At 44.8% G+C, this 19,298-nt stretch carries 18 protein-coding genes; 14 read left to right on the top strand and 4 right to left on the bottom strand.

Annotated elements, in window-relative coordinates:
* Window positions 1-65: 65 nt before the first annotated feature.
* Window positions 66-299: a hypothetical protein gene (locus dnm_RS10030; protein ID WP_207682519.1), complete on the top strand. Its 234-nt coding sequence runs from the start codon at window positions 66-68 to the stop codon at window positions 297-299.
* A 35-nt stretch (window positions 300-334) separates the two neighbouring features.
* Here dnm_RS10030 and dnm_RS10025 read toward each other — a convergent pair whose 3' ends face one another.
* Window positions 335-1,165: a CheR family methyltransferase gene (locus dnm_RS10025; RefSeq protein ID WP_207682518.1), complete on the bottom strand. Its 831-nt coding sequence runs from the start codon at window positions 1,163-1,165 to the stop codon at window positions 335-337.
* A 575-nt stretch (window positions 1,166-1,740) separates the two neighbouring features.
* Here dnm_RS10025 and dnm_RS10020 point away from each other — a divergent pair.
* The 6 genes from dnm_RS10020 (at window position 1,741) to dnm_RS09995 (ending at window position 8,067) form a co-directional block, all read left to right on the top strand.
* Entirely contained in the window at window positions 1,741-1,989 is a 249-nt protein-coding gene (locus tag dnm_RS10020; RefSeq protein WP_207682517.1) for a 4Fe-4S dicluster domain-containing protein, read from the top strand.
* A 55-nt stretch (window positions 1,990-2,044) separates the two neighbouring features.
* On the top strand, window positions 2,045-3,193 hold the full coding sequence (locus dnm_RS10015; protein ID WP_207682516.1) for a 2-oxoacid:acceptor oxidoreductase subunit alpha: 1,149 nt from the start codon (window positions 2,045-2,047) through the stop codon (window positions 3,191-3,193).
* A gap of 3 nt (window positions 3,194-3,196) precedes the next feature.
* Window positions 3,197-4,000, top strand: coding sequence for a 2-oxoacid:ferredoxin oxidoreductase subunit beta (locus dnm_RS10010; protein WP_207682515.1), 804 nt, complete (start codon window positions 3,197-3,199; stop codon window positions 3,998-4,000).
* A gap of 2 nt (window positions 4,001-4,002) precedes the next feature.
* Window positions 4,003-4,548, top strand: a complete 546-nt coding sequence (locus dnm_RS10005) for a 2-oxoacid:acceptor oxidoreductase family protein (protein WP_207682514.1) — start codon at window positions 4,003-4,005, stop codon at window positions 4,546-4,548.
* Window positions 4,549-4,888: 340 nt separating this feature from the next.
* Window positions 4,889-5,458 (top strand): endonuclease dU, encoded by a 570-nt coding sequence (locus dnm_RS10000; protein ID WP_207682513.1) that lies wholly within the window; start codon window positions 4,889-4,891, stop codon window positions 5,456-5,458.
* A gap of 1,025 nt (window positions 5,459-6,483) precedes the next feature.
* Window positions 6,484-8,067 carry a PP2C family protein-serine/threonine phosphatase gene (locus dnm_RS09995; protein ID WP_207682512.1) on the top strand — a complete coding sequence of 528 codons (1,584 nt, stop codon included), beginning with the start codon at window positions 6,484-6,486 and terminating at the stop codon, window positions 8,065-8,067.
* A gap of 102 nt (window positions 8,068-8,169) precedes the next feature.
* On the opposite strand, the gene dnm_RS09990 is transcribed toward dnm_RS09995, so the two are convergent.
* A complete protein-coding gene (locus dnm_RS09990) occupies window positions 8,170-9,645 on the bottom strand; it encodes an IS4 family transposase (protein WP_207679109.1) in 1,476 nt (491 codons plus the stop codon).
* Between the two features lie 249 nt (window positions 9,646-9,894).
* On the opposite strand from dnm_RS09990, the gene dnm_RS09985 reads away from it, so the two are divergent.
* The 7 genes from dnm_RS09985 to dnm_RS09955 all read left to right on the top strand — a co-directional run bounded on the left by dnm_RS09985 (window position 9,895) and on the right by dnm_RS09955 (window position 16,751).
* The gene (locus tag dnm_RS09985; protein WP_207682511.1) at window positions 9,895-10,485 is read left to right on the top strand and encodes a slr1658 superfamily regulator; all 591 of its coding nucleotides are present in this window, start codon (window positions 9,895-9,897) and stop codon (window positions 10,483-10,485) included.
* Window positions 10,486-10,624: 139 nt separating this feature from the next.
* Window positions 10,625-10,975, top strand: a complete 351-nt coding sequence (locus tag dnm_RS09980) for a slr1659 superfamily regulator (protein ID WP_207682510.1) — start codon at window positions 10,625-10,627, stop codon at window positions 10,973-10,975.
* A 201-nt stretch (window positions 10,976-11,176) separates the two neighbouring features.
* Window positions 11,177-12,481 (top strand): two-component system sensor histidine kinase NtrB, encoded by a 1,305-nt coding sequence (locus tag dnm_RS09975; protein WP_207682509.1) that lies wholly within the window; start codon window positions 11,177-11,179, stop codon window positions 12,479-12,481.
* Window positions 12,482-12,590: 109 nt separating this feature from the next.
* The gene (locus dnm_RS09970; RefSeq protein ID WP_207682508.1) at window positions 12,591-13,700 is read left to right on the top strand and encodes a chemotaxis protein CheW; all 1,110 of its coding nucleotides are present in this window, start codon (window positions 12,591-12,593) and stop codon (window positions 13,698-13,700) included.
* On the top strand, window positions 13,697-14,455 hold the full coding sequence (locus dnm_RS09965) for a PhnD/SsuA/transferrin family substrate-binding protein (RefSeq protein WP_207682507.1): 759 nt from the start codon (window positions 13,697-13,699) through the stop codon (window positions 14,453-14,455). Before dnm_RS09970 ends, dnm_RS09965 begins: the two co-directional genes overlap by 4 nt.
* Window positions 14,456-14,481: 26 nt before the next feature.
* Window positions 14,482-15,417, top strand: coding sequence for an ABC transporter substrate-binding protein (locus dnm_RS09960; RefSeq protein WP_207682506.1), 936 nt, complete (start codon window positions 14,482-14,484; stop codon window positions 15,415-15,417).
* Between the two features lie 308 nt (window positions 15,418-15,725).
* A complete protein-coding gene (locus dnm_RS09955) occupies window positions 15,726-16,751 on the top strand; it encodes an ABC transporter substrate-binding protein (RefSeq protein ID WP_207682505.1) in 1,026 nt (341 codons plus the stop codon).
* A gap of 173 nt (window positions 16,752-16,924) precedes the next feature.
* On the opposite strand, the gene dnm_RS09950 is transcribed toward dnm_RS09955, so the two are convergent.
* Entirely contained in the window at window positions 16,925-18,436 is a 1,512-nt protein-coding gene (locus tag dnm_RS09950; protein ID WP_207682504.1) for a methyl-accepting chemotaxis protein, read from the bottom strand.
* Window positions 18,437-18,508: 72 nt separating this feature from the next.
* Window positions 18,509-19,279 carry a transporter substrate-binding domain-containing protein gene (locus tag dnm_RS09945; protein WP_207682503.1) on the bottom strand — a complete coding sequence of 257 codons (771 nt, stop codon included), beginning with the start codon at window positions 19,277-19,279 and terminating at the stop codon, window positions 18,509-18,511.
* Window positions 19,280-19,298 lie beyond the last annotated feature (19 nt).

The raw sequence follows: 19,298 nt of genomic DNA, 5'->3' as shown, positions 1-19,298 counted from the left end.
CGCTCTCCGGCGAAAAAGCATTTTTCGCACTCCGGATAACTTGGTCTATTCCGAACGGATCCGGAGTGCAAAAATTTTATTTTTGCACTTGCGAAAAAGCATTTTTCGCACTCCGGAGAAAAAGCATTTTTCGCACTCCGGAGAATAAGCATTTTTCGCACTCCGGAGAAAAAGCTTTTTTCGCACTCCGGAGAAAATACCGGAAAACCCGCCTGCGCTTAACCTATAGCCGCATCATCTGCAATGTTTCAGTGGTCTTCATTGCAGGGGTTGTTCAAAAACATCCCGGACGGCGTTAAAAACACCGGCCGGAAGATATCGTCTGGCATGAAGACTATGCCGGTTTTTGGAAAATACAATTTCTGCTGTCAGTGAAAATCAGCCTGCGTTCTGTCTCAGGGTCTAATGATTCGGAATTGCCAAGTATCAGAAATCCGCCTCTGGCCAACGCGTTATAAAGCTTGTGTAATACCCTCTTCTGAAGTTCTGATGAAAAATAAATGATCACATTCCGGCAAAGTATGAGATCAAACGCACCAAAAACGCTGTCAGCAGGGGCAATACGGTCTTTTGACGTGAGATCGTCGTGAGAAAATCGGACCATTTTCCGAATAACCGGTCGTATTTCATAGACATTATCTTTGACAGTGAAATATTTGTCAAGGATACCGACTTTTGTGTTTTTTAAACTCTCGCGCGGATAACGTCCTGCCTCAGCTTTTTTCAGCGATTCCCTGCTGATATCCGTGGCAAAGATATAAGGATGCCACTGAATAGCTTCATTTGCAAGTAATTCATGAATCAGAATCGCTATTGAATAAGCTTCCTCCCCCGAGGCCGCGCCTGCGCTCCATACGCGTATCTGACTCATTTTTGAATGTCTGTTAATTTCGATTATCCGAGGCAGCACCCGTTGAGCAATGGTCTCAAACACAATGGGATCACGAAAAAAGGAACTGACTTTTATCGCAATCGCGTCAATAAGACAATCGCACTCTGAGGGATCAGCCCAGAGCCGTTCCAAGTATTTAAAAGGATCTTTGATGCTTAACCGCGTCATTCTTGCTGAAAGCCGCTTGGTAAGAATCGCTGTCCGATAGTTACTGAAGTCTATGCCTCTGGCCCGACGCAATTCTTCCAGTATTTTATTTAGAGGATATTCCATAAGTATATATTTTGGGACGCAGGGCATATTCACAATTGGGAGAGGAATATTGAAATCACATTTTAGCACTGTTCCTGAATCTGTCAAGGGCAGACCCGATTATAAAAAATTTGCTCCCTCCCCGGGTTTGATTTCATCACTTTAAAATAAATTATATCACTATATCGGGACATACGCAAGGTGATAAGTACCTGAGGCAAAAGTTTTTCATACCCATTTTTCCGGTTATAACGGATTTAGGGGAGGCTAGCAAAGCCCTGTGGTGGCAGCATATTTACAGCATTCATCATGCCGGGCCAAAAAGCCCCGCGGGGGCGGCATATTCGCTACAAATATGCCGCCCCCGCGGGGCTTGGCCGGCGCTTGCCAACCTGCTGCTACAAAGTTGTTTCCCGCATAAACATAAGCATGATAACGAAAGAGTGCTTGACAATCTCTTCGAACATGAAGTAGGAACTTGGGGAAACAGTGGCTATGGCGTATGATCTGACGGAAAAACTATTGGACTTATTGGCCGGAATAATGAAACATCACAGACAGTTAATGAAATATCTTTGACTGAGAGGATTTTTTGAATGGGGAAAGTAAAGTTAAAAGAACACATCATCAACAGGGAGTGGTGCAAAGGATGCGGTATCTGTGTCCATTTTTGTCCCAAGAATGTTCTGGAACTTGACGAAACAGATAAAGGGGTCGCAGTTCGGCCGGAAGATTGTATTTGTTGCAAACTTTGCGAACTCAGATGCCCGGATCTTGCAATAGAAGTACTGACAGAAACAGAGACCTCCGCCCTGGTAAAATCAGAGGAAGCAGCGGAAGTCTGAGCATAGTCAGAGACATCGGAGGTTTTCAGGACTCTGAGGATCTGAAGGATTTATTATGAGCAAGAATGTAAAATTTATTCAGGGTAATGAAGTATGCGTGGAAGCCGCTCTTTATGCAGGACTTGATTTTTTTGCCGGTTATCCCATCACGCCTTCCACTGAAATTGCCGAGCATATGTCATTAAGGCTCCCCCAAACAGGGGGAAAGTTTCTTCAGATGGAAGATGAAATCGCATCCATATGCGCCATTGTCGGCGCGTCGCTTACAGGTCACAAAGTCATGACAGCCACCAGCGGGCCAGGGTTTTCCCTCATGCAGGAAGGTCTGGGATACGCAATTATGACGGAAATTCCCTGTGTGATTGTCAATGTTCAGCGGGGAGGGCCTTCCACGGGCCTGCCCACCGGCCCGAGTCAGGGAGATGTATATCAGGCCAGATGGGGGGTTCACGGAGATCATGCCATTATCGCGCTCACGGCTTCCAATCACCAGGATATCTTTTCCATTACCGTGGATGCCTTTAACATGGCGGAAACATACAGAACACCGGTGATTCTTCTTTTTGACGAAGTGGTAGGGCATATGCGGGAACGGCTTGTCGTGCCGGAACCTGAGGAAATTCCCCTGGTGGAAAGACTCCGGACCTCGGTCAAGGCAGGGGTGGATTACCATCCCTATCTGCCAAGAGAAGACGGACGACTTCCCATGTCTGATTTCGGGGGTGTGCATCGCTACAATGTCACGGGACTGTTTCATGACATGTGGGGGTTTCCCTCAAATAACTCCGGTGTCACCCACGGACTCCTTCGCCATCTGGTGGATAAAATAAAGAACAATGTGGAGGTCATCACCCGGTTTAAGGAATATTATCTCGAAGATGCCGAGTGCATACTGATTTCTTATGGTTCTTCGGCCCGCTCTGCCCTTCATGTGATGGAGAACCGCAGATCCAGGGGCGACCGTATCGGGCTTCTGGAACTTCAAAGCCTGTGGCCTTTTCCTTATGAACTTGTCAGGAAAAAATGCGCCAATGCAAAACATATTGTTGTTGTGGAAATGAACATGGGGCAGGTCATCCGGGCAGTGAAACGAGCTGTTGACCATCCTGACCGTGTGGTTTTGGCAAACCGTATTGACGGTTTTTTCATCAACCCCACGGACATAAAAAATATCCTTCGGCTGATTCAGGGAAAAGGAGTTTAGGACATGGCAGTAAAAGATTACATAAGGCAAAGATTCTTTCCCCATATCTGGTGTCCGGGATGCGGTCACGGGATCGTACTGAACGCACTTCTCAGGGCAATTGATCAGCTCGGAATGAGCAAAAATGAAATTGTCATGGTATCGGGTATCGGATGTTCTTCCCGGATTTCCGGTTATGTTGATTTTCATACGCTGCACACGCTTCACGGCCGTGCCCTGGCCTTTGCCACGGGTGTCAAAATGAGTATGCCCGAACTGAATGTTATTGTTCCCATGGGAGACGGAGATGCCCTGGCCATTGGCGGAAATCATTTCATCCACGCGGCCCGGCGGAACATTGCCATGACCGCCATTATCATGAATAATCGGATATATGGCATGACAGGGGGCCAGTATTCTCCCTTATCCGGCTACGGAACCAGAGCCACAACTGCCCCTTATCTCAACATAGACCATGACTTTGATATCGCAGAAATGGCCATGGCCGCGGGCGCGTCTTTTGTCGCGCGTACCACCACATATCATGTTCGGCAAATGGCGGATATATTAAAAGAAGCCATACTGCATGAAGGGTTTTCGGTTGTGGAAATTCTGTCCCAATGTCCCACGTATTTCGGAAGAAAGAATAAAATGGGCAGTGCGGCAGATATGATGGAAATGTTTAAAAAAAATACCACTCCCATTGGTTCTGAGGCAAAAAAGGAGAATCCGGACCTCATTGAACGGGGAATTTTTGTACAGAAAGATGTCCCTGAATATTGCAGCGAATATGATAAACTGATTGAAAATGCGATGAAAGGACAATAGACATGGAAAGATGCAGATTGGTGTTTTCAGGTTCAGGCGGTCAGGGTATTATTACCGCTGCTGTCATACTTGCAGAAGCTGCTGTCCTTCACGAGGATCTGATTGCTGTTCAGTCTCAGGCTTACGGACCCGAGGCCAGGGGAGGCGCAAGCCGTTCTGATGTTATTATTGCTGATTCGGAAATACGGTTTCCCAAGGTGACCCAGCCCAATGTGCTTGTCTGTCTGACACAGGAAGCCTACAACAAATTCTATTCCATTATACGCCCCGGGGGGCTTCTTCTTACTGATACCCGTTATGTCAGGACATGGGACAAGGTTGATGCCCGGCAGAGAGAGGTACCTATGTTTCAGACGGTCATGGACAGAATCGGCAATCCGGTTGTTTTAAACATCCTCATGTTGGGGGTACTCATCAGACTCACAGAGATTGTCAGACCCGAGTCCATTATGAAGGTGCTGGAAACCCGTATTCCGCCAGATTTTCTGGAGATGAATCGCAAAGCCCTTTATCTGGGAACAGAACTGGGATCGAGTTTTATTTCATAGTCATTCATTAAGGGAACTCGAAATAAATAACATATCCGATACAAAAAACGTAGGGTGGGTGGAGCGAAGCGGAACCCACCTTGTGCGGTGGGTTCCGCTTCGCTCCACCCACCCTGCACCGGCTATTTTATTTTTGGGGAAATCCCTAAGTACCCGGACATATTTTCAGGTACGGATGCTCTCGGACCAAAAGTGTTGTCCGGGTACTTAATTTTTTTTTACCGTGAAAATACATTTTGAAAAGCCGGGTTTTTTATCTGAAAACATTTTCATAACCGGGGGCAAAAAACCCGGCTTTTTTATGAGCGTTTATTTACAGACCAAGTGCCAAAGAGACAAAATGCCTCGTCACCCCTTTTCCAATGTCATTGGTTTTGATGATGCTCCGTTTCCCCATTCTCACAGGGGAAATGTTACGATTGTAGGGACGATTTATGCGGGGCTGCGCTTTGACGGGGTATTGATGGGACATATTCGCCGGGACGGCGCGAATGCCGCAAAAAATATCGCACGGCTGGTTGCGGAATCAAAATTTGCAAATCATGCCCGGCTTATTATGCTTCAGGGAATCGCCCTGGGAGGGTTTAATGTGGTGGATATTCATTACTTATATCGCTGGCTTCAGATGCCGGTCTTGGTTGTTGCCCGCCGCAGACCGAATATGCCGGCGATAAAAGAAGCCCTTCTCACAAAAGTTCCGGGAGGGCTTCGAAAATGGAAGCTCATAAAAAAAACCGGTCCTATGGAGCCGATCTTGAATGTGTTTGTCCAGCGGGCAGGACTGACAACAGATCAGGCCGAGCAGGTCATTGAAAAATTTGCGATCCACGGCCATATTCCCGAGCCTCTGCGGACGGCCCATCTTATTGCCGGGGGGATCACTTCGGGAGAGAGCCGGGGAAGGGCCTGACAAGCAGATTTTCAACTCCATATCCAGACAAAAGGTTTCCAGGATTTTTTTCAGCATGCTTTATTTTTCAGCCCACATTTTGCCCTACGATCTTGCAATTTGTTCCACAGACCAGATATTCCATCCAGACAACTTCTCGGCGCACTTAGGGAACTCGAAATAAATAACATACCCGATACAAAAACTCCCCTAAATCCGTTATAATCAGGAAATCCCTTATACTGCACATACAGCTTCATATCAAGGCCGTCAGTCTCTATGACAGCACCCTCGCCAACACCAAAATCATCAACATCCGCTTTGATGAACCGGATTATCGGAATTTGGTAGTCCCGCACAGGTAGTGATGAATGAAATTCAGTGTGCTGATATACGGGGAACTGAACCACCTTTGCAGGATTACCCGGAATTTAATAAAAAACTAACAAATTACTAACATTTTGCTTATAACATTTTAACAATAAAATGTTTTATATGGTCTTTATGTTCAGAGAGGCAATTTTTAATCACTCGCTGTAATTAATTTAACCTATTTAATTAATATAATAAATTTTTTAAAAAAATGTTTTGCGTAAATCAGCAATAGTCGAAAGTCTTGTCAAAGACCTGTGCGAACACGCGCCTAAGAGCATATTTGAAAAGTCCCGACAGGGACGGTATATTTGCAGGCTGATATGCCCCGTGTTTCCGAGTCCCATAAGGACGGCATGTTTGCGACACCGAAGAAGCCGTCCTTACAGGACTCGGGAGGGGTCGGACTCTCTTATGCTACAAATATGTCGTCCCTACGGGACTTTTCAAACACCCTCTGAGGGAATAACAAAGTTTTATACTGAAAAGACTCACTCTGTTTTATTCATAATTTGTAACATGCTAAAATAATGTCCGGCAGACAAGCTGAATTTTTTAGAACCATCTGATTTGTTTGAGACAAGCTTTATTTTAACACTGTAACCCTAAACCATCATACTGAAACAAACCCCAATCTGACCCACATATAGGCTTTAAGAAAAAGGTTATCCGGAGTGGTAAGGACAGGGAGACACGCCCTCCGGGAGACAGGAGATGAAACAAAGCTGATTATTATGATCTCTGTTAAAAGATTATTCGCAGACCTGAGCATCAGGTACAAGTTCATTTCAGGCATTGCGCTTATCCTTGTGGTGGCGATGCTGTCACTTTCCATCGTCTTTATTCAGCAGTCCGAAGAAGCGCTGCTTGATGAGCTTGAAAACAAAGCAAAGCTTATCACTCGAAATTTTTCTGTTGTTTCCGAAAAAGGCATCCAAGAGAGCGCTTTCTCAAATCTGCAAGCCCTCATCAATGAGGTGACAGCAACGGACGAAGACATAAACATTTTGCTGGTGGGATATGCCAACACCTTTGTTATTGCCACATCTGACCAGAAAAATTATCAGCAATTTTCCAGAATCCAAGATGATTATATTCTCCAGCAGTTACAGAAAGAAGAAAGCAGCATCCTCAGAGATAAATCAAGACATATATTGAAAATTATCCAGATGATTTACGACAGAGACAATCAGACAGATCAGGTATCTGGCCAACACGGGGAACTTTTGGGGTTTATCTATACAGAATTGCATACCACTCGTTTGGAGCAGGCTGTCTCACATCTTTGGATGTCCTCCATCGCTCTCATTTTGCTTATCATCACCATCGGCATTGTCGGAGCCTGGGGGTGCGGCACTACCATGGCCAAACCCATCGGCAGACTCGCTGAGGATGTTCGCGTGATTGCCTCGGGAAACCTGGAAAAATCCGTGTATTCGGAAAGGAATGACGAACTGGGTCAGCTGGTATCAGATGTTGAAAAAATGAGATTGGCCATCAAAGCGCTTACAGAGGATGTGCGCGAACAAGAACGTCTGAAAAAAGAGATGGAAGTGGCGCAGAAGATTCAGACCGTACTGCTTCCCAAGAAGCCGAATATGCTGGGCTACGACATTGCGGCAACGCTCCGTCCTTCCGAAGAAGTCGGCGGTGATTACTATGATGTGATTTCCGTGGGCGGATACAAATGGATCGTGATCGGGGATGTATCAGGCCACGGTCTGACCTCCGGTTTGGTGATGATGATGGTACAGACAGCAATTCACACGGTTTTGCTTCGGCATCCCAGCATTGATCCGTCTGATATGCTGGCTGCTATTAACAAGACCATTTATCTGAATATTCAGAAGATGGACGAGGCAAAACACATGACCATTGTGGTGCTTGCCGTGAGCCAGAACGGGCACTTCACCTTTTCAGGTCTGCATGAGGACATCCTGATCCGGCGCAGTCGTACTGAAAAGCTTGAAAGAATAAAGACCAACGGCATGTGGATCGGCATGGAACCCGACATATCAGAAATGCTCTCCACCGACTCCCTGGACATGGAAACCGGCGACACCATGGTTCTTTATACAGACGGCATTATCGAGGCAATGAAACCGGAAGGCGGCTTTTTCGGACAGGAATCTCTGGAAGAAATCGTGGAGAGATGCGGGGATAAATCTGCCCTGGAAATTCATAAAGAAATTATGGACGCGCTGGCCTCCTTTGAAAAACCGGATGATGTGACTCTGTTTGTGATGAAACGGTTGTGAGGAGAGAGGGCCGAGAGGTAGAAGGAGGGGAGAGATAATTCCCAAATACTGTCCAGATGACCCCTCGCCTTCAGCCATAGGTGTAAAGTTAAGGATACTTAACTAACCTGCTAACGGTATGATTTCAAAAAATAAATTCACATTTATCAGATTGAAAAGACGGAAAGACAGAGGCATGCCTTTACCCGGCTGCCCGAGTTCCGAGAGGTTTACCTTTACATATTTATAGTTTTCAAGAACTGCTCCGTCGATAAGTACATCAAGGGAGTTTTTTCTGCTTTTCTGCCTCTCTTTCCGGCATGTGTCAGTTATTTTTGCTATCATTTTCCTGACATGTTTTGCCGCTTTGTCAGCAGAATCCGAAAGCAGCACTGTCAGACCGGCTATGTTTCTTCTGAAATATTTCACTGTCTTGTCAATACTTACCTCTTCGCCGAGTATCCGCCATGCCTCTGATCTGGCATTCGAATAACAGTAGGATATGAACATCACAACTATCGCTTTTCCCAATACTTCGCACCTGAGCCTGTCCTCATTGTTTCTTACTTCTGTTTTATGAATGTTCAATACCGATTTAAACTGTTTGAAAAATAATTCCACAGACCATCTGATCGGATAAAATGCAAGGATGGTTCTCACATCCTCCGTTTTCTCAGCAGGAATATTTGTCATCATAAAGTTCCACTCACACAGTCGCAGTGATTCTTTCTTGGGGGTTCTTCCTTTCTTTTTGGCATTCTGACACATTTTTCTCCGTTTTTTGTTTGCAACTTCTTCCGGAACTCTGACTGCGAAAAAGCGTATCTTTATCTTTTTCTCTTTGTTTCCCGTATAACATTCGAATTCAAATATTGTCTCATTGCCGTTCAGCTTTTTCAATATCTCCGAGATTCCGATTCTCTCATATTCTTCCCCTTTCTTTATATACAGACCGATTCCGGAATAATTAAAACGGGATATGAAAAAGGCTTCTTTGTCATCAGTTATTTTCAGCATGTCCGCAATTGAATATCCCAGATCGAAAATAAGCAGATCATCCGCGCTGATCTGATCGCCCAGTGTCTTCGAATAACTCTGATCGTTACACGTTTGTTTTTTTATATCAAACAGCTGAATCACTCCGGTTTTGTAATCATACATTAACTGAACTTTGCAACCCGCAATGTTATATCCCGGAAATGCGGATTTCAGGCCCGGGGGCAGCTCCCATGACGAACTGTCAATAATATTCACTCTGCCGAACTGATTTAATACGTCAATATTGATATTATGTCCGTTTTCAGTCGCCGTTCTGAAAAAAAATGAAAAAACTTCTGTCAGAAAATCAATGGCATACTGATTAAAACGGTCATTTATTCCCGCCCTTGAAATACATTCGGACAGATTTTCCGCTATGGCACCCAGAGTTATTGTGGTCGTTGTCAGCGAACCGAAAGTCAGCGATATGAAAAATTCGAATGCGTCCAATTTCCGTTTTCTCTTTATGAAACCGGTTTTTTCAGCTATTTTTCTGATCTTTCCTTTTTTGAAAAACTTTTTAACTGTTCTGACATCAATTTTAATCTGTTTATTTATCATTGCACAGTCCTCCCAAATATGATCTTATGAGATTGTCGGATATTTTGTTTTTTTCACACAGTCCGGAATATCAGCATGTGCTGAGAGATGCAATGAAAAAGTAATTTGCGACACGGCATTTCTTGCATTTTATTTAAACAACAACCATATGTTATAAAAGGATATTTTTACAATTCAGCAGTTCCTTAACTTTACACCTATGCGCCTTCAGCCCCCATCAAAAAACAGTTATAGAAAACAGGAGACTCTATGTCAAATCACATTGTATTATTTGGAAAATATCTCGAACCGGATCAAGGAGACGTTGTGGGCCGGCTCAGTCTCAGATTTCAGTCCGGGACGCTTGATATTGACGAACTCTGGGAAAGCAGTTCTTTGTCCGCTGAATTTCTTTCGACGTTTTGGGGAAAATTTTTTCCGATTAATAAGGAGGCCGAAGTGACCAGTGATATCGGAAAAGATGAAGTTCATTACATCTGCGGCGAACTTCTCGGAAATGCCATCAAGTTCAGTTTCAGTCCTAACTATATGATTGAAATTTGCTTGTATTTACATCAAAGCGAGTTGCGATTTTATGTAACAAACAGCGTAAATCCTGCTGAATTGGAAGAGTTTCAGTCATTCATCCGCAAGCTTTTGACAGAAAATACGCAGCAATTATTTGTGGAACAAATGGAAAAAAACGCGTCCGAAGATAGCAATGAATCCGGCGTTGGCTATCTGACGTTGATCAATGATTATAACGTATCAGTTGCGTGGAAATTTGAGGGCATAGAAGCGGGAATTCAGTCTGTAACCGCTTTGGCCCGAATGCCGATTGTCCGCAAGGTTCTGGCCTGAAGCGTCGCTTATTTCTTCCATATCCTTGTCGCGTACCTTGTTTCCGGACGTGGAACCCAGACGGATCAAAAATACGATGTGCGTAAAAAAAAGAAACTAAATACATAAAATTCACACCCTCAGAAAAAGGAGAATAACAATGCAGATTAAAGGAGAAAAGTATCATGTGGGATACAATCCGGAGACCAGCACAATTTTTTGTGAAGGAATGCTGAATCTCCGAGGAAAAGATGGTTATAAGGACATTGCAAATTTATTTGACCAAGTGGTCAAGCAAAATCACTCAGCAAAGATAACAGTAGATGTAAGAGAGCTGGAATTTCTCAACAGTTCCGGAATCACCACGCTGGGCGGATTTATTATCAAGCTTAGAAAAAAGGGGGGGATATGCCTGACCATGAAATGTTCAAATAGTAAAGCCTGGCAGGAAAGATCCATGATCGGACTTGAACGACTTATGCCCACGGGATTAGCCCTGCAATTTGAATAAATAAACGCTCATGAAAAAGCCGGGTTTTTTCGCCCCCGGTCATAAAAATATTTTCAGAAAAAAACCCGGCTTTTCAAAATGTATTTTCACGGTAAAAAAGTTTCTCAGCAAAGAAATCGGATTTTTACGAACAATTCTGTTTCTTTGACTTTTTCTGATTTCAGAGACGGCTCGAAAAAACGTAAGATTGAGATAAAAAAAATGGAAAAAAAAGTTATCAGTCTGAGACATAAAAAAATTTATACAAATAAAAATAATCAATTGAAAATACTGGTATCAGAGGTTGAGGAACTCAGGAGCGAACTGAACGACCTGAAACTGATATTGGAAGCAGTTACGGGACATTCGGACGAAATAGAAGCATGTCTCCTGGAAAAAGTCCGGGCCGGAGATCGCCTTTTCCATGTGATTTCCAAAACCATACCCGTGCCCTTTGTAATCAGCCGGAAAGACAACGGTTCAATTTTATTTTCAAATAGTTATGCGGAAAAAGTTTTCAAATTAAGCCACGAGGGTTTTTCTCTCAATAATTTGCCGGATATTTATGATGACCCTGACGAAAGCCGGAGATTTCTGACATGCCTCTCCGATCAGGGACGGATTGAAAATTTTGAAGTAAAACTCAGGAAGTCAGACGGTACCCTGTTCTGGGCGTCGCTGTTTTCCCAGTCGGTAAGCTTCAGAGGCAAGGATTGTCTGCTCACAGTGGTATTTGATCTGACAGAGCGTAAACAGGCCGAAAAAGAAAAACTCATCTTAGAAAGACAGCTTCGCCAGGTACAAAAAATGGAGGCCATGGGCACCTTTGCTGGCGGTATTGCTCATGATTTCAATGGGATTCTGACAATCATCTTAGGAAACCTCCAACTCGCACAATCCAAGCTGACAGATGACAGCCCGGTTGGAAAATATCTGAAGGACGCAGTTGCCGCCACAACCCGGGGAACTTCGCTCATTACGCAGATTCTGACCTTCTGCCGCCAGACAAAAGAGGAGAAAAAACCTTTCCGTATCAGCTCGGTTGTTTCAGAAGCAGCCCAGATGATACAGTCTCTGATACCTTCGAAAATTAACGTATGTTTATCCATTAAAACGGCAATGCCCATTATTATCGGTGATCCGACCCATATCCATCAGATTCTCATGAACCTCTGTGCCAATGCCGTCCATGCCATGGAGGAAGAAGGAGGGGCCATTGATATCATCCTCGAAAATATCAGCATAAACCCGGAAACAGAACAGGAGAAAATGATTTTCCCTTTGAAAACAAGGGCTTATGCAAGACTGACCGTCAGAGACAACGGCCCCGGAATAGATAAGGAAATTATGGACCGGATATTTGAACCTTTTTTTACAACTAAAGCTCCGGGACAGGGATCAGGTATGGGGCTGTCCATTGTTCATGGCATTGTTCAGCGGAATGGCGGGACAGTTACGGTTGAAAGCGAATCAGGCAAAGGCACCGCATTTTACTGTTATTTTCCTCTCATTTCAGATGAGAAATAATTTGAAACGCTTTTCCCGCGCAAAGCCCATGAACCGCGGCTGAGGAATATCGTCCCTGACCGCTTGGCCTTTGCCTCAAAAACAATAACAAAAGGCGGTGATAAAACAAATGCTGAAGGCTTTGAAAAAAGATATTGTATTGAAAACGCTATGGTTATTGGCAATAGAAAATGAGAGACTGAGACAGGAAAACGCGGCCATGAATCAGGAAAAAGCTGATATGGAAGCCATGATGGAAATGGCAAACGAACACGCTGATGGCGTGGGGTCGGAACTCCTGGAGAGAGTGGATGCGTCCATAAAAGAAATCGAACAACAGATTCGAGTGATCAGCGAAACCATACCCGTGCCGGTTGTCATTATCCGTATAAGGGACGGAAGCTTCATGTATGCCAACGAACATCTGTGCCGGGTATTCGGTATTTCTCATGCAACGTTTTCCAGATACAATATTTCAGATTTATACGAAAACCCTGCTGACGAACAGGTTTTTTTCAATCTTTTGGATGAAAATGAGCGGCTGAACAATTTTGAAGTGCGTCTGAAACGAACAGACGGCGATTACTTATGGGGGGCTTTGTTTACCCGGGCCATAAATTTCGCAAATGAGAATTGTGTGATGACGGTGATCTATGATTTGACAGAACGAAAAGCATCAGAAGAAAAAATCCGCAGCCTTACGGAAGAATTAGAAAAAGCAAGAGAAAAAGAGCTAAAATATCTTGTATTTACGCTGGCAAATGAGGAATATGCGATTCTTCTGACAGAAGTTAAAGAAGTCGTTCCGGTCATGGCGCTGACACCTGTTCCCTGGTTTCCGGATTTTATCAAAGGTGTTATTAACCTCAGAGGCAGGGTGATTCCGGTTGCGGATCTCAGGCGCAGACTGAGGGTGGAAGCCGCTGATTTTACAGATCGTACCTGCATTGTTATCATAAACGTCACCGGAAACCAAAATGAAACAAGGGTCGGAATGATTGTAGATTCAGTTGTGCAGGTACTGGGTATAAGGCAAAAGCATATCCTGCCGACACCGACATATTTTGCCGATGATGTGCGGTTCATTTCCGGAATAGCAACCATCGGAGATAAGGCAAAAATCCTTCTCGACATAAACCATCTGTGGGAGGAAAGGGAGTTGCGGGATGTTTGCTCCGGCACCATCACCAATGACACTTCAACTCATCTCCGAAAAAGGGAATTGTCAGGTGCAACATGAAAATAAAACTGATAATCAGCATGTTTCTGATGGCGTTTCTGTGCCACACATCCGGTGCGAAGACGGTTTTTATATTTAATCCCGAAGCAAAGGTTACTCGTCTGGGAAAAGTCAGAACGACCCTCGAACATACCCTGAAGTCCCGGGGAATTGATGCCGAGGTCTATCTTTTTGCAAGTTCAAAGGACTTCACTGACTCCGTGCGCCGGTTTGATGCTGATGTGGCGATTGTTCCGTCCTACTATCACACCCTGATGCGGAATACCTATGAATGGAAAGTGATACTGTCAGGACATTATGAGGGGTCAAAAGTATTTAACAAGATACTGATCACTCCAAAATCTTTGACAAAACCGGCTCAACTGCTTAACAAGAGTCTGGCAACCGTGTCTCTGGGAGCTTCCTCGCTTCCCTATATTCAGCGTCAGCTGCCTGAAGGACTTTCAATTGAAGATATTCGGGTGGTTTCGGTGTCAAAGGACATTGACGCCATCATGGCCCTGGGTTTTGAACAGGTGGACGCGGCCATCGTCACCATAAAAAGTTTTGAGACGCTGAAAACTATCAATTTTAATGCAGTTCAGGATATGCATATTCTGAAGGAGCTGAATCCGATTGAATACCCGAAAATCGTCGCGTTTCCTCATTGTGAACGTATTGAAAAATTTACAGACGCGTTTGAAAATATGACGTATGAAGGCTCCGGACTTGTTGTTTTGGAATTTTTCGGTGTCACGGGTTTTGACAGAGAATAATCATTATGTCACGCGGGAGGTATGAGATGAAGTTTAAGTATCTGCATGTGTTATGGCTTGTCCTGATCTGTCTGTCATCTGTTTCGGAGACGGCCGCGGAGGATACTTACGGAATGATAAAGAGCAAATCCATGATACAGACAAATGAGATCACGGAGGGCTTTGTCCGAAGCTTTCCGGATGCCCGTTTCGCTGTTTTGGATATGAACGGGAAATATGAACCAGCAAAGCTCAAAGATTTTTTAAAGCGGGAAAAACCTTCCGTGATTATCTGTCTGGGGGCATTGGCTGCGGAAACAACGATTCAACTGGAAAAAAAGATTCCTGTTATTTTCGCAATGGTGATCAACTACAGGAGTTATTCTGAATTCAAACAAAAGAATGTCACCGGTGTCTCAATGGAGATTCCGCCGGCCAGCCTTTTCATTCAGTTCAGGATGCTGGCTCCCCGGGTGCGCTCCCTGGGTGTGCCGTTTCATCCGGATGTCTCCGCTGAAATCGTCAGAGAGGCATCGGATGCGGCAAAGAAGATGGGGATCAGGCTCACAGCCATCCCTGTAAAAGAACCAAAACGTATGACGGCTGAACTTTCCAGACACGAAAATGCATATGACGGATTATGGATGCTGGGAGACGTTAAATTATACAGCATCAGGACCCATGCTCTTTCTAATCTAGTTAAATTTTCAACAAAAAATCGCAAACCTTTGCTGGCTTTTTCCGACGCGTTTCTCAAAGCCGGGGCGTTTTTCTCCGTGTCTGTCAATTACGGAAGTCTGGGTTCCCAGCTCGCCATGATATCCCGCCGGATCGTCGTGGACAAGGTTCCACCTGCAAGCATACCTGTGAAGCCGCCTGTGGGCACTTATACGGTCATAAACAGAGAGGCTTCCAAGTCGCTGTTTGGCAAAGACCTGGATAAAACCATATATGAGAGGGTGGATAAGGTTTATCCGGAGTAATATGGAAATAACCCGAAAGCTCCTCTGGCATTGATAAATATCAGTCATTTTCAGCGGATTTGTCTGTTCGCAGATTTGCTGAATATATTAAAAATTCGGTAGTGTTCTAAAAATGGAGCTAAACTTTATAACTCTCTGAATCAATTCTGTAAATATTGAGACAAGTCCAGTTTTGGAACACTACCAAAAATTCTATATCACTCGGGAGGTATGATGTAATGAAAATGAAATATCGGCGGGTTAAGTACTCAGACAAAGCTTCTTCAATACCCGAAAACCTTCGAGGTTTCGGAAACCTCACAGGTCTGATGTCAGATTTAGGCCTGAAAATTTATGTCCAGCTACTGATATGGTTTATCCTGATCGTCCTGTCATCTGTTTCAGAGGGAGAGGCCCGGGATACTTACGCACTGATAAAAAGCAAATCCACGTCCCAGACCGAGGAGACAGCGACAGGCTTTTTCATGGAATTTACAGACACCAGCGAATGTCCACTGGCTCTGAACAAAGTGAATCCACATGCCGTGGCGGAGTTTGGCACGGAATTTACGGACGCCCGTCTCTGCATTTTGGATGTGGACGGTAAAATTGATGCTGAAAAGATCAGACAGTTTTTAAAAAAGGAAAAACCGTCTGTTATTATCTGTTTAGGGGCCCTGGCCGCGGAAACCACACTTCAGGTGGAAAAAAAAATTCCAGTTATTTTTGCCATGGTGATCAACCACAAGGGTTATCCTGCGCTTTCAGGAAAGAACGTGACCGGCATATCCATGGAAATCCCTCCGGCCAGTCTTTTTGTCCAGTTCAGGATGCTGGCCGGCCAGGTTCGCTCCCTGGGGGTGCCATTCCATCCGGATGTATCGGGTCGGATTGTTGAAGAAGCATCTGTTTCAGCGGAAAACATGGGCATGCGGCTTATAAAAATACCTGTGAGCAGGCCGGACCGTATAAGCACCGAACTTTCCAAATATGAGAACAGATATGACGGCTTATGGATGCTGGGAGATACAAGAATATACAACACCAGAACCCGTGCCTTTTTTGATCTGGTGGAGTTTTCAAAAAAAAAGCGTAAACCGCTGCTGGCATTTTCCGAGGCATTTCTGAGTGCCGGCGCGTTTTTCTCCGCATCTGTCAATTACCGGAGTCTCGGATCCCAGCTTGCCATGATAGCCCGGCTGATAGTCGAGGACAGGGTTCCGCCTTCGGATATAACTATCAGATCCCCCGTGGGGACTTATACGGTCATTAACAGACACGCAGCCAGGTCTCTGTTTGGCATCAAACTGGATAAAAACATCTATGAAAGTGTGGATAAGGTTTATCCGGAGTAGGAAGCATGGGCTCTGACCACAACAACTATACCTGAATATATATTAAAAGGGTATGATAACAGAGCCATGACAGCTTTTTCAGGGCAAAAAAAGAGCAATATGGAAAAGACTGATTATAACGGATTTAGGCGAGGGCTGATCAAGCCCTGTAAGGGCAGCATATTTGTAGCATGTCATTGTAATGTGTTCATACCATTTTTATCGTATTTTGCTTTTGATGTTACGTAATTCATCTCACCCGCTTCAATAGTTGCAGGTTCCGTAAGCGCGTCATCCACATTCCGTAATCCAAACGGGTTGAGGAATTGTCCCTGCCGGACCGATAAAGTTGGCGAGGAGGATTTGACATCTCTGTCTGTTTCTCCGCTCACGGTCGCCAGCAGTTCTTCCACATAGGTTTTCATGAGAACAGCCTGAGCTGAGAGTTCCTCAGCCGCGGCCGCGGACTCCTGAGATCCCGCGGCCACCTGCTGAGTCATGCCGTCAATCTCATTCTCCGCCCGGGTGACTCGTGTGATCCCCGTCGCCAGTTCCCGGTTCGTCGCTGTGATGGCGTCTGTTTTTTTCCCTATCACAGTAGCAGATTCGATGGCCCGTTCAAAATCCATATTAATGTGCTTTATCGCGGCCGTTGCATGAATCACCCGTCTCGCCGTGTTTTCCAGAAGGTTCTGCGTATGCTTTGCTTCTTTCGCGGTGTGCATTGCCAAGGACCTTACCTCCTCAGCCACCACTGAAAACCCTTTTCCAGATTCGCCGGCTCTTGATGCTTCGATGGCCGCATTCAGGGCAAGCAGGCTGGTCTGGAAGGCGATCCCGTCAATGGATTTGACAATCTGTGTCATCTCTCCGCTGTTTGCCTCAATTTGAGACATGACCTGAGTCAGATCGAGCAGTGACTTTAGCGAGTGTCCTGATTTTTCGATATTTTCATTCATTAGCGTTTCCGCACCTGTCGCGAGACCTGAGGCTTTCTGACTCAGAGCAGCCATTTGTTCCAAAGATACGGATGAATCCTGAACTGAGGCAGCTTGTTTTTCTGCGCTTTCAGAGAGCGAATACGCGCTTGCGGAAAGTTGTTTTGCAGCGGACGCGACGCGACGGGCGCATTCGTCAAGACCGCAGACAATGCGGTTGACAGGTCGGAGCAGAAAGTATCTCATCCCGAAAAAAAGTGCGGTGAACAATGTCAGATTCAGCACCGCATATGCCGTGGCTGTGTGGATGAGATTTTTCCTCAGCGTTTGCTGCATAAACCGCCGCGTGATAAAGACCTTCACGCTTCCCACTTGATTTCCTTCATAAATGATGTTTTTCTGTTCAGTGATAAAATTGCTGCTGATATTCTCATCAGATTCGATAAGATGCCATTGGTCATCCCGCTTTTTTCCCTGAAACAGGGAATCAGTTTCTCTGACAAGGATCGCGTAGATCCGTTTGTCCATCATTTCCGCGTTCAGGATATCTTCAACAAAGGCCCTGTCAATTCCCCATAGCGCCATGGCAACTCCTTTTGAAACACGGTTTGCCGTCATTTCTGAAAAACAGTTTAATTCGTGGATCAGTTCCGACTTTGTACTCATGTAATCAAAACACGCGGACAAGACAAGTACCGTAGTAGTGACAGAAAAAATGATCATGCTTATTTTTTTTTGAAGACTGAGTTGGCTATGCCAATCTTTCATATTGTCCTCCTGAATGATAAACAGGATAGAAATTTGCAAGATGATTCTCGTACACGGGCCGGTGGCCCCATTTTAGTTCAGATTCGATTCCAGCTTGTATTTTGATTTCAGCTGATCCACAAATGCCTTTCTCTTCATCAGCCAGACTGAAAACCGCTCAATGATCTGTGGATACTTGACAGAAGAAAACAAATAACTGCTTTTGGTATGCGGCAAACACGGATCAAACACCAACGCACCGGGCTGATGCAATTTTTCAAGCTGATAATTGAGGACAGACACGCAACTGTATGCCCCGTCAACTCTTTTGCGCAATGTTTTCCTGATCATGATCTCATAGGTTCGGGCATGGTCTTCTTTTATTTTTCCGGATTTGATATGATCAAGATACTCCCACGGAGTAAAACCGAGAACTGTCCCGAGTCGTTTAAATTCATTTATGCCTTTTCCTTTGTTTTCAGGAAGTACCATGACCCCGTCAATATAATCCACCACAGCGCTGCTGTAACGGATATTCTTTCCTTTCTTCAATTCCGCTTTCCAGAGTATGTTGTCCGGATATTTGAAATCAACGGTTTGACTGACCAAAAAGTCTTTATACAAGCGCAGAATCGGAAGGGATTTGTATTGAAAAGAATAGCCGGAATCTTCACCAAACGTGTCCAGCAATTCTCTGGCATATCCGGTATATTCGCCGTTCTTATAGCCATACATGGGATAATATTCTGTATTGTCAACACCAACGATAAAGGCTCTTTTTTCGGACCTTCCGGGAGCGGCCATAATTGGATGAACACTTGCAGATAGCACCAATATCAGTATGAACCACGCTACTTTTTTCATAAAAACACTCCTTTCACTC

Source organism: Desulfonema magnum, from assembly GCF_017377395.1.
GTDB lineage: Bacteria > Desulfobacterota > Desulfobacteria > Desulfobacterales > 4be13 > Desulfonema_C > Desulfonema_C magnum.
This window is presented reverse-complemented; position numbering and strand designations above follow the sequence as displayed.

What these genes read in the sequence shown, in the direction of transcription:
- dnm_RS09965 (WP_207682507.1), top strand. Translation starts at nt 13,697, where the DNA reads ATGAAAATAAAACTGATAATCAGCATGTTTCTGATGGCGTTTCTGTGC.
- dnm_RS10010 (WP_207682515.1), top strand. Translation starts at nt 3,197, where the DNA reads ATGGCAGTAAAAGATTACATAAGGCAAAGATTCTTTCCCCATATCTGG.
- dnm_RS09955 (WP_207682505.1), top strand. Translation starts at nt 15,726, where the DNA reads ATGTCAGATTTAGGCCTGAAAATTTATGTCCAGCTACTGATATGGTTT.
- dnm_RS09970 (WP_207682508.1), top strand. Translation starts at nt 12,591, where the DNA reads ATGCTGAAGGCTTTGAAAAAAGATATTGTATTGAAAACGCTATGGTTA.
- dnm_RS10000 (WP_207682513.1), top strand. Translation starts at nt 4,889, where the DNA reads ATGCCTCGTCACCCCTTTTCCAATGTCATTGGTTTTGATGATGCTCCG.
- dnm_RS09960 (WP_207682506.1), top strand. Translation starts at nt 14,482, where the DNA reads ATGAAGTTTAAGTATCTGCATGTGTTATGGCTTGTCCTGATCTGTCTG.
- dnm_RS09985 (WP_207682511.1), top strand. Translation starts at nt 9,895, where the DNA reads ATGTCAAATCACATTGTATTATTTGGAAAATATCTCGAACCGGATCAA.
- dnm_RS10020 (WP_207682517.1), top strand. Translation starts at nt 1,741, where the DNA reads ATGGGGAAAGTAAAGTTAAAAGAACACATCATCAACAGGGAGTGGTGC.
- dnm_RS09975 (WP_207682509.1), top strand. Translation starts at nt 11,177, where the DNA reads ATGGAAAAAAAAGTTATCAGTCTGAGACATAAAAAAATTTATACAAAT.
- dnm_RS10015 (WP_207682516.1), top strand. Translation starts at nt 2,045, where the DNA reads ATGAGCAAGAATGTAAAATTTATTCAGGGTAATGAAGTATGCGTGGAA.
- dnm_RS10005 (WP_207682514.1), top strand. Translation starts at nt 4,003, where the DNA reads ATGGAAAGATGCAGATTGGTGTTTTCAGGTTCAGGCGGTCAGGGTATT.
- dnm_RS09945 (WP_207682503.1), bottom strand. Translation starts at nt 19,279, where the DNA reads ATGAAAAAAGTAGCGTGGTTCATACTGATATTGGTGCTATCTGCAAGT.
- dnm_RS09980 (WP_207682510.1), top strand. Translation starts at nt 10,625, where the DNA reads ATGCAGATTAAAGGAGAAAAGTATCATGTGGGATACAATCCGGAGACC.
- dnm_RS10025 (WP_207682518.1), bottom strand. Translation starts at nt 1,165, where the DNA reads ATGGAATATCCTCTAAATAAAATACTGGAAGAATTGCGTCGGGCCAGA.
- dnm_RS09950 (WP_207682504.1), bottom strand. Translation starts at nt 18,436, where the DNA reads ATGAAAGATTGGCATAGCCAACTCAGTCTTCAAAAAAAAATAAGCATG.
- dnm_RS09990 (WP_207679109.1), bottom strand. Translation starts at nt 9,645, where the DNA reads ATGATAAATAAACAGATTAAAATTGATGTCAGAACAGTTAAAAAGTTT.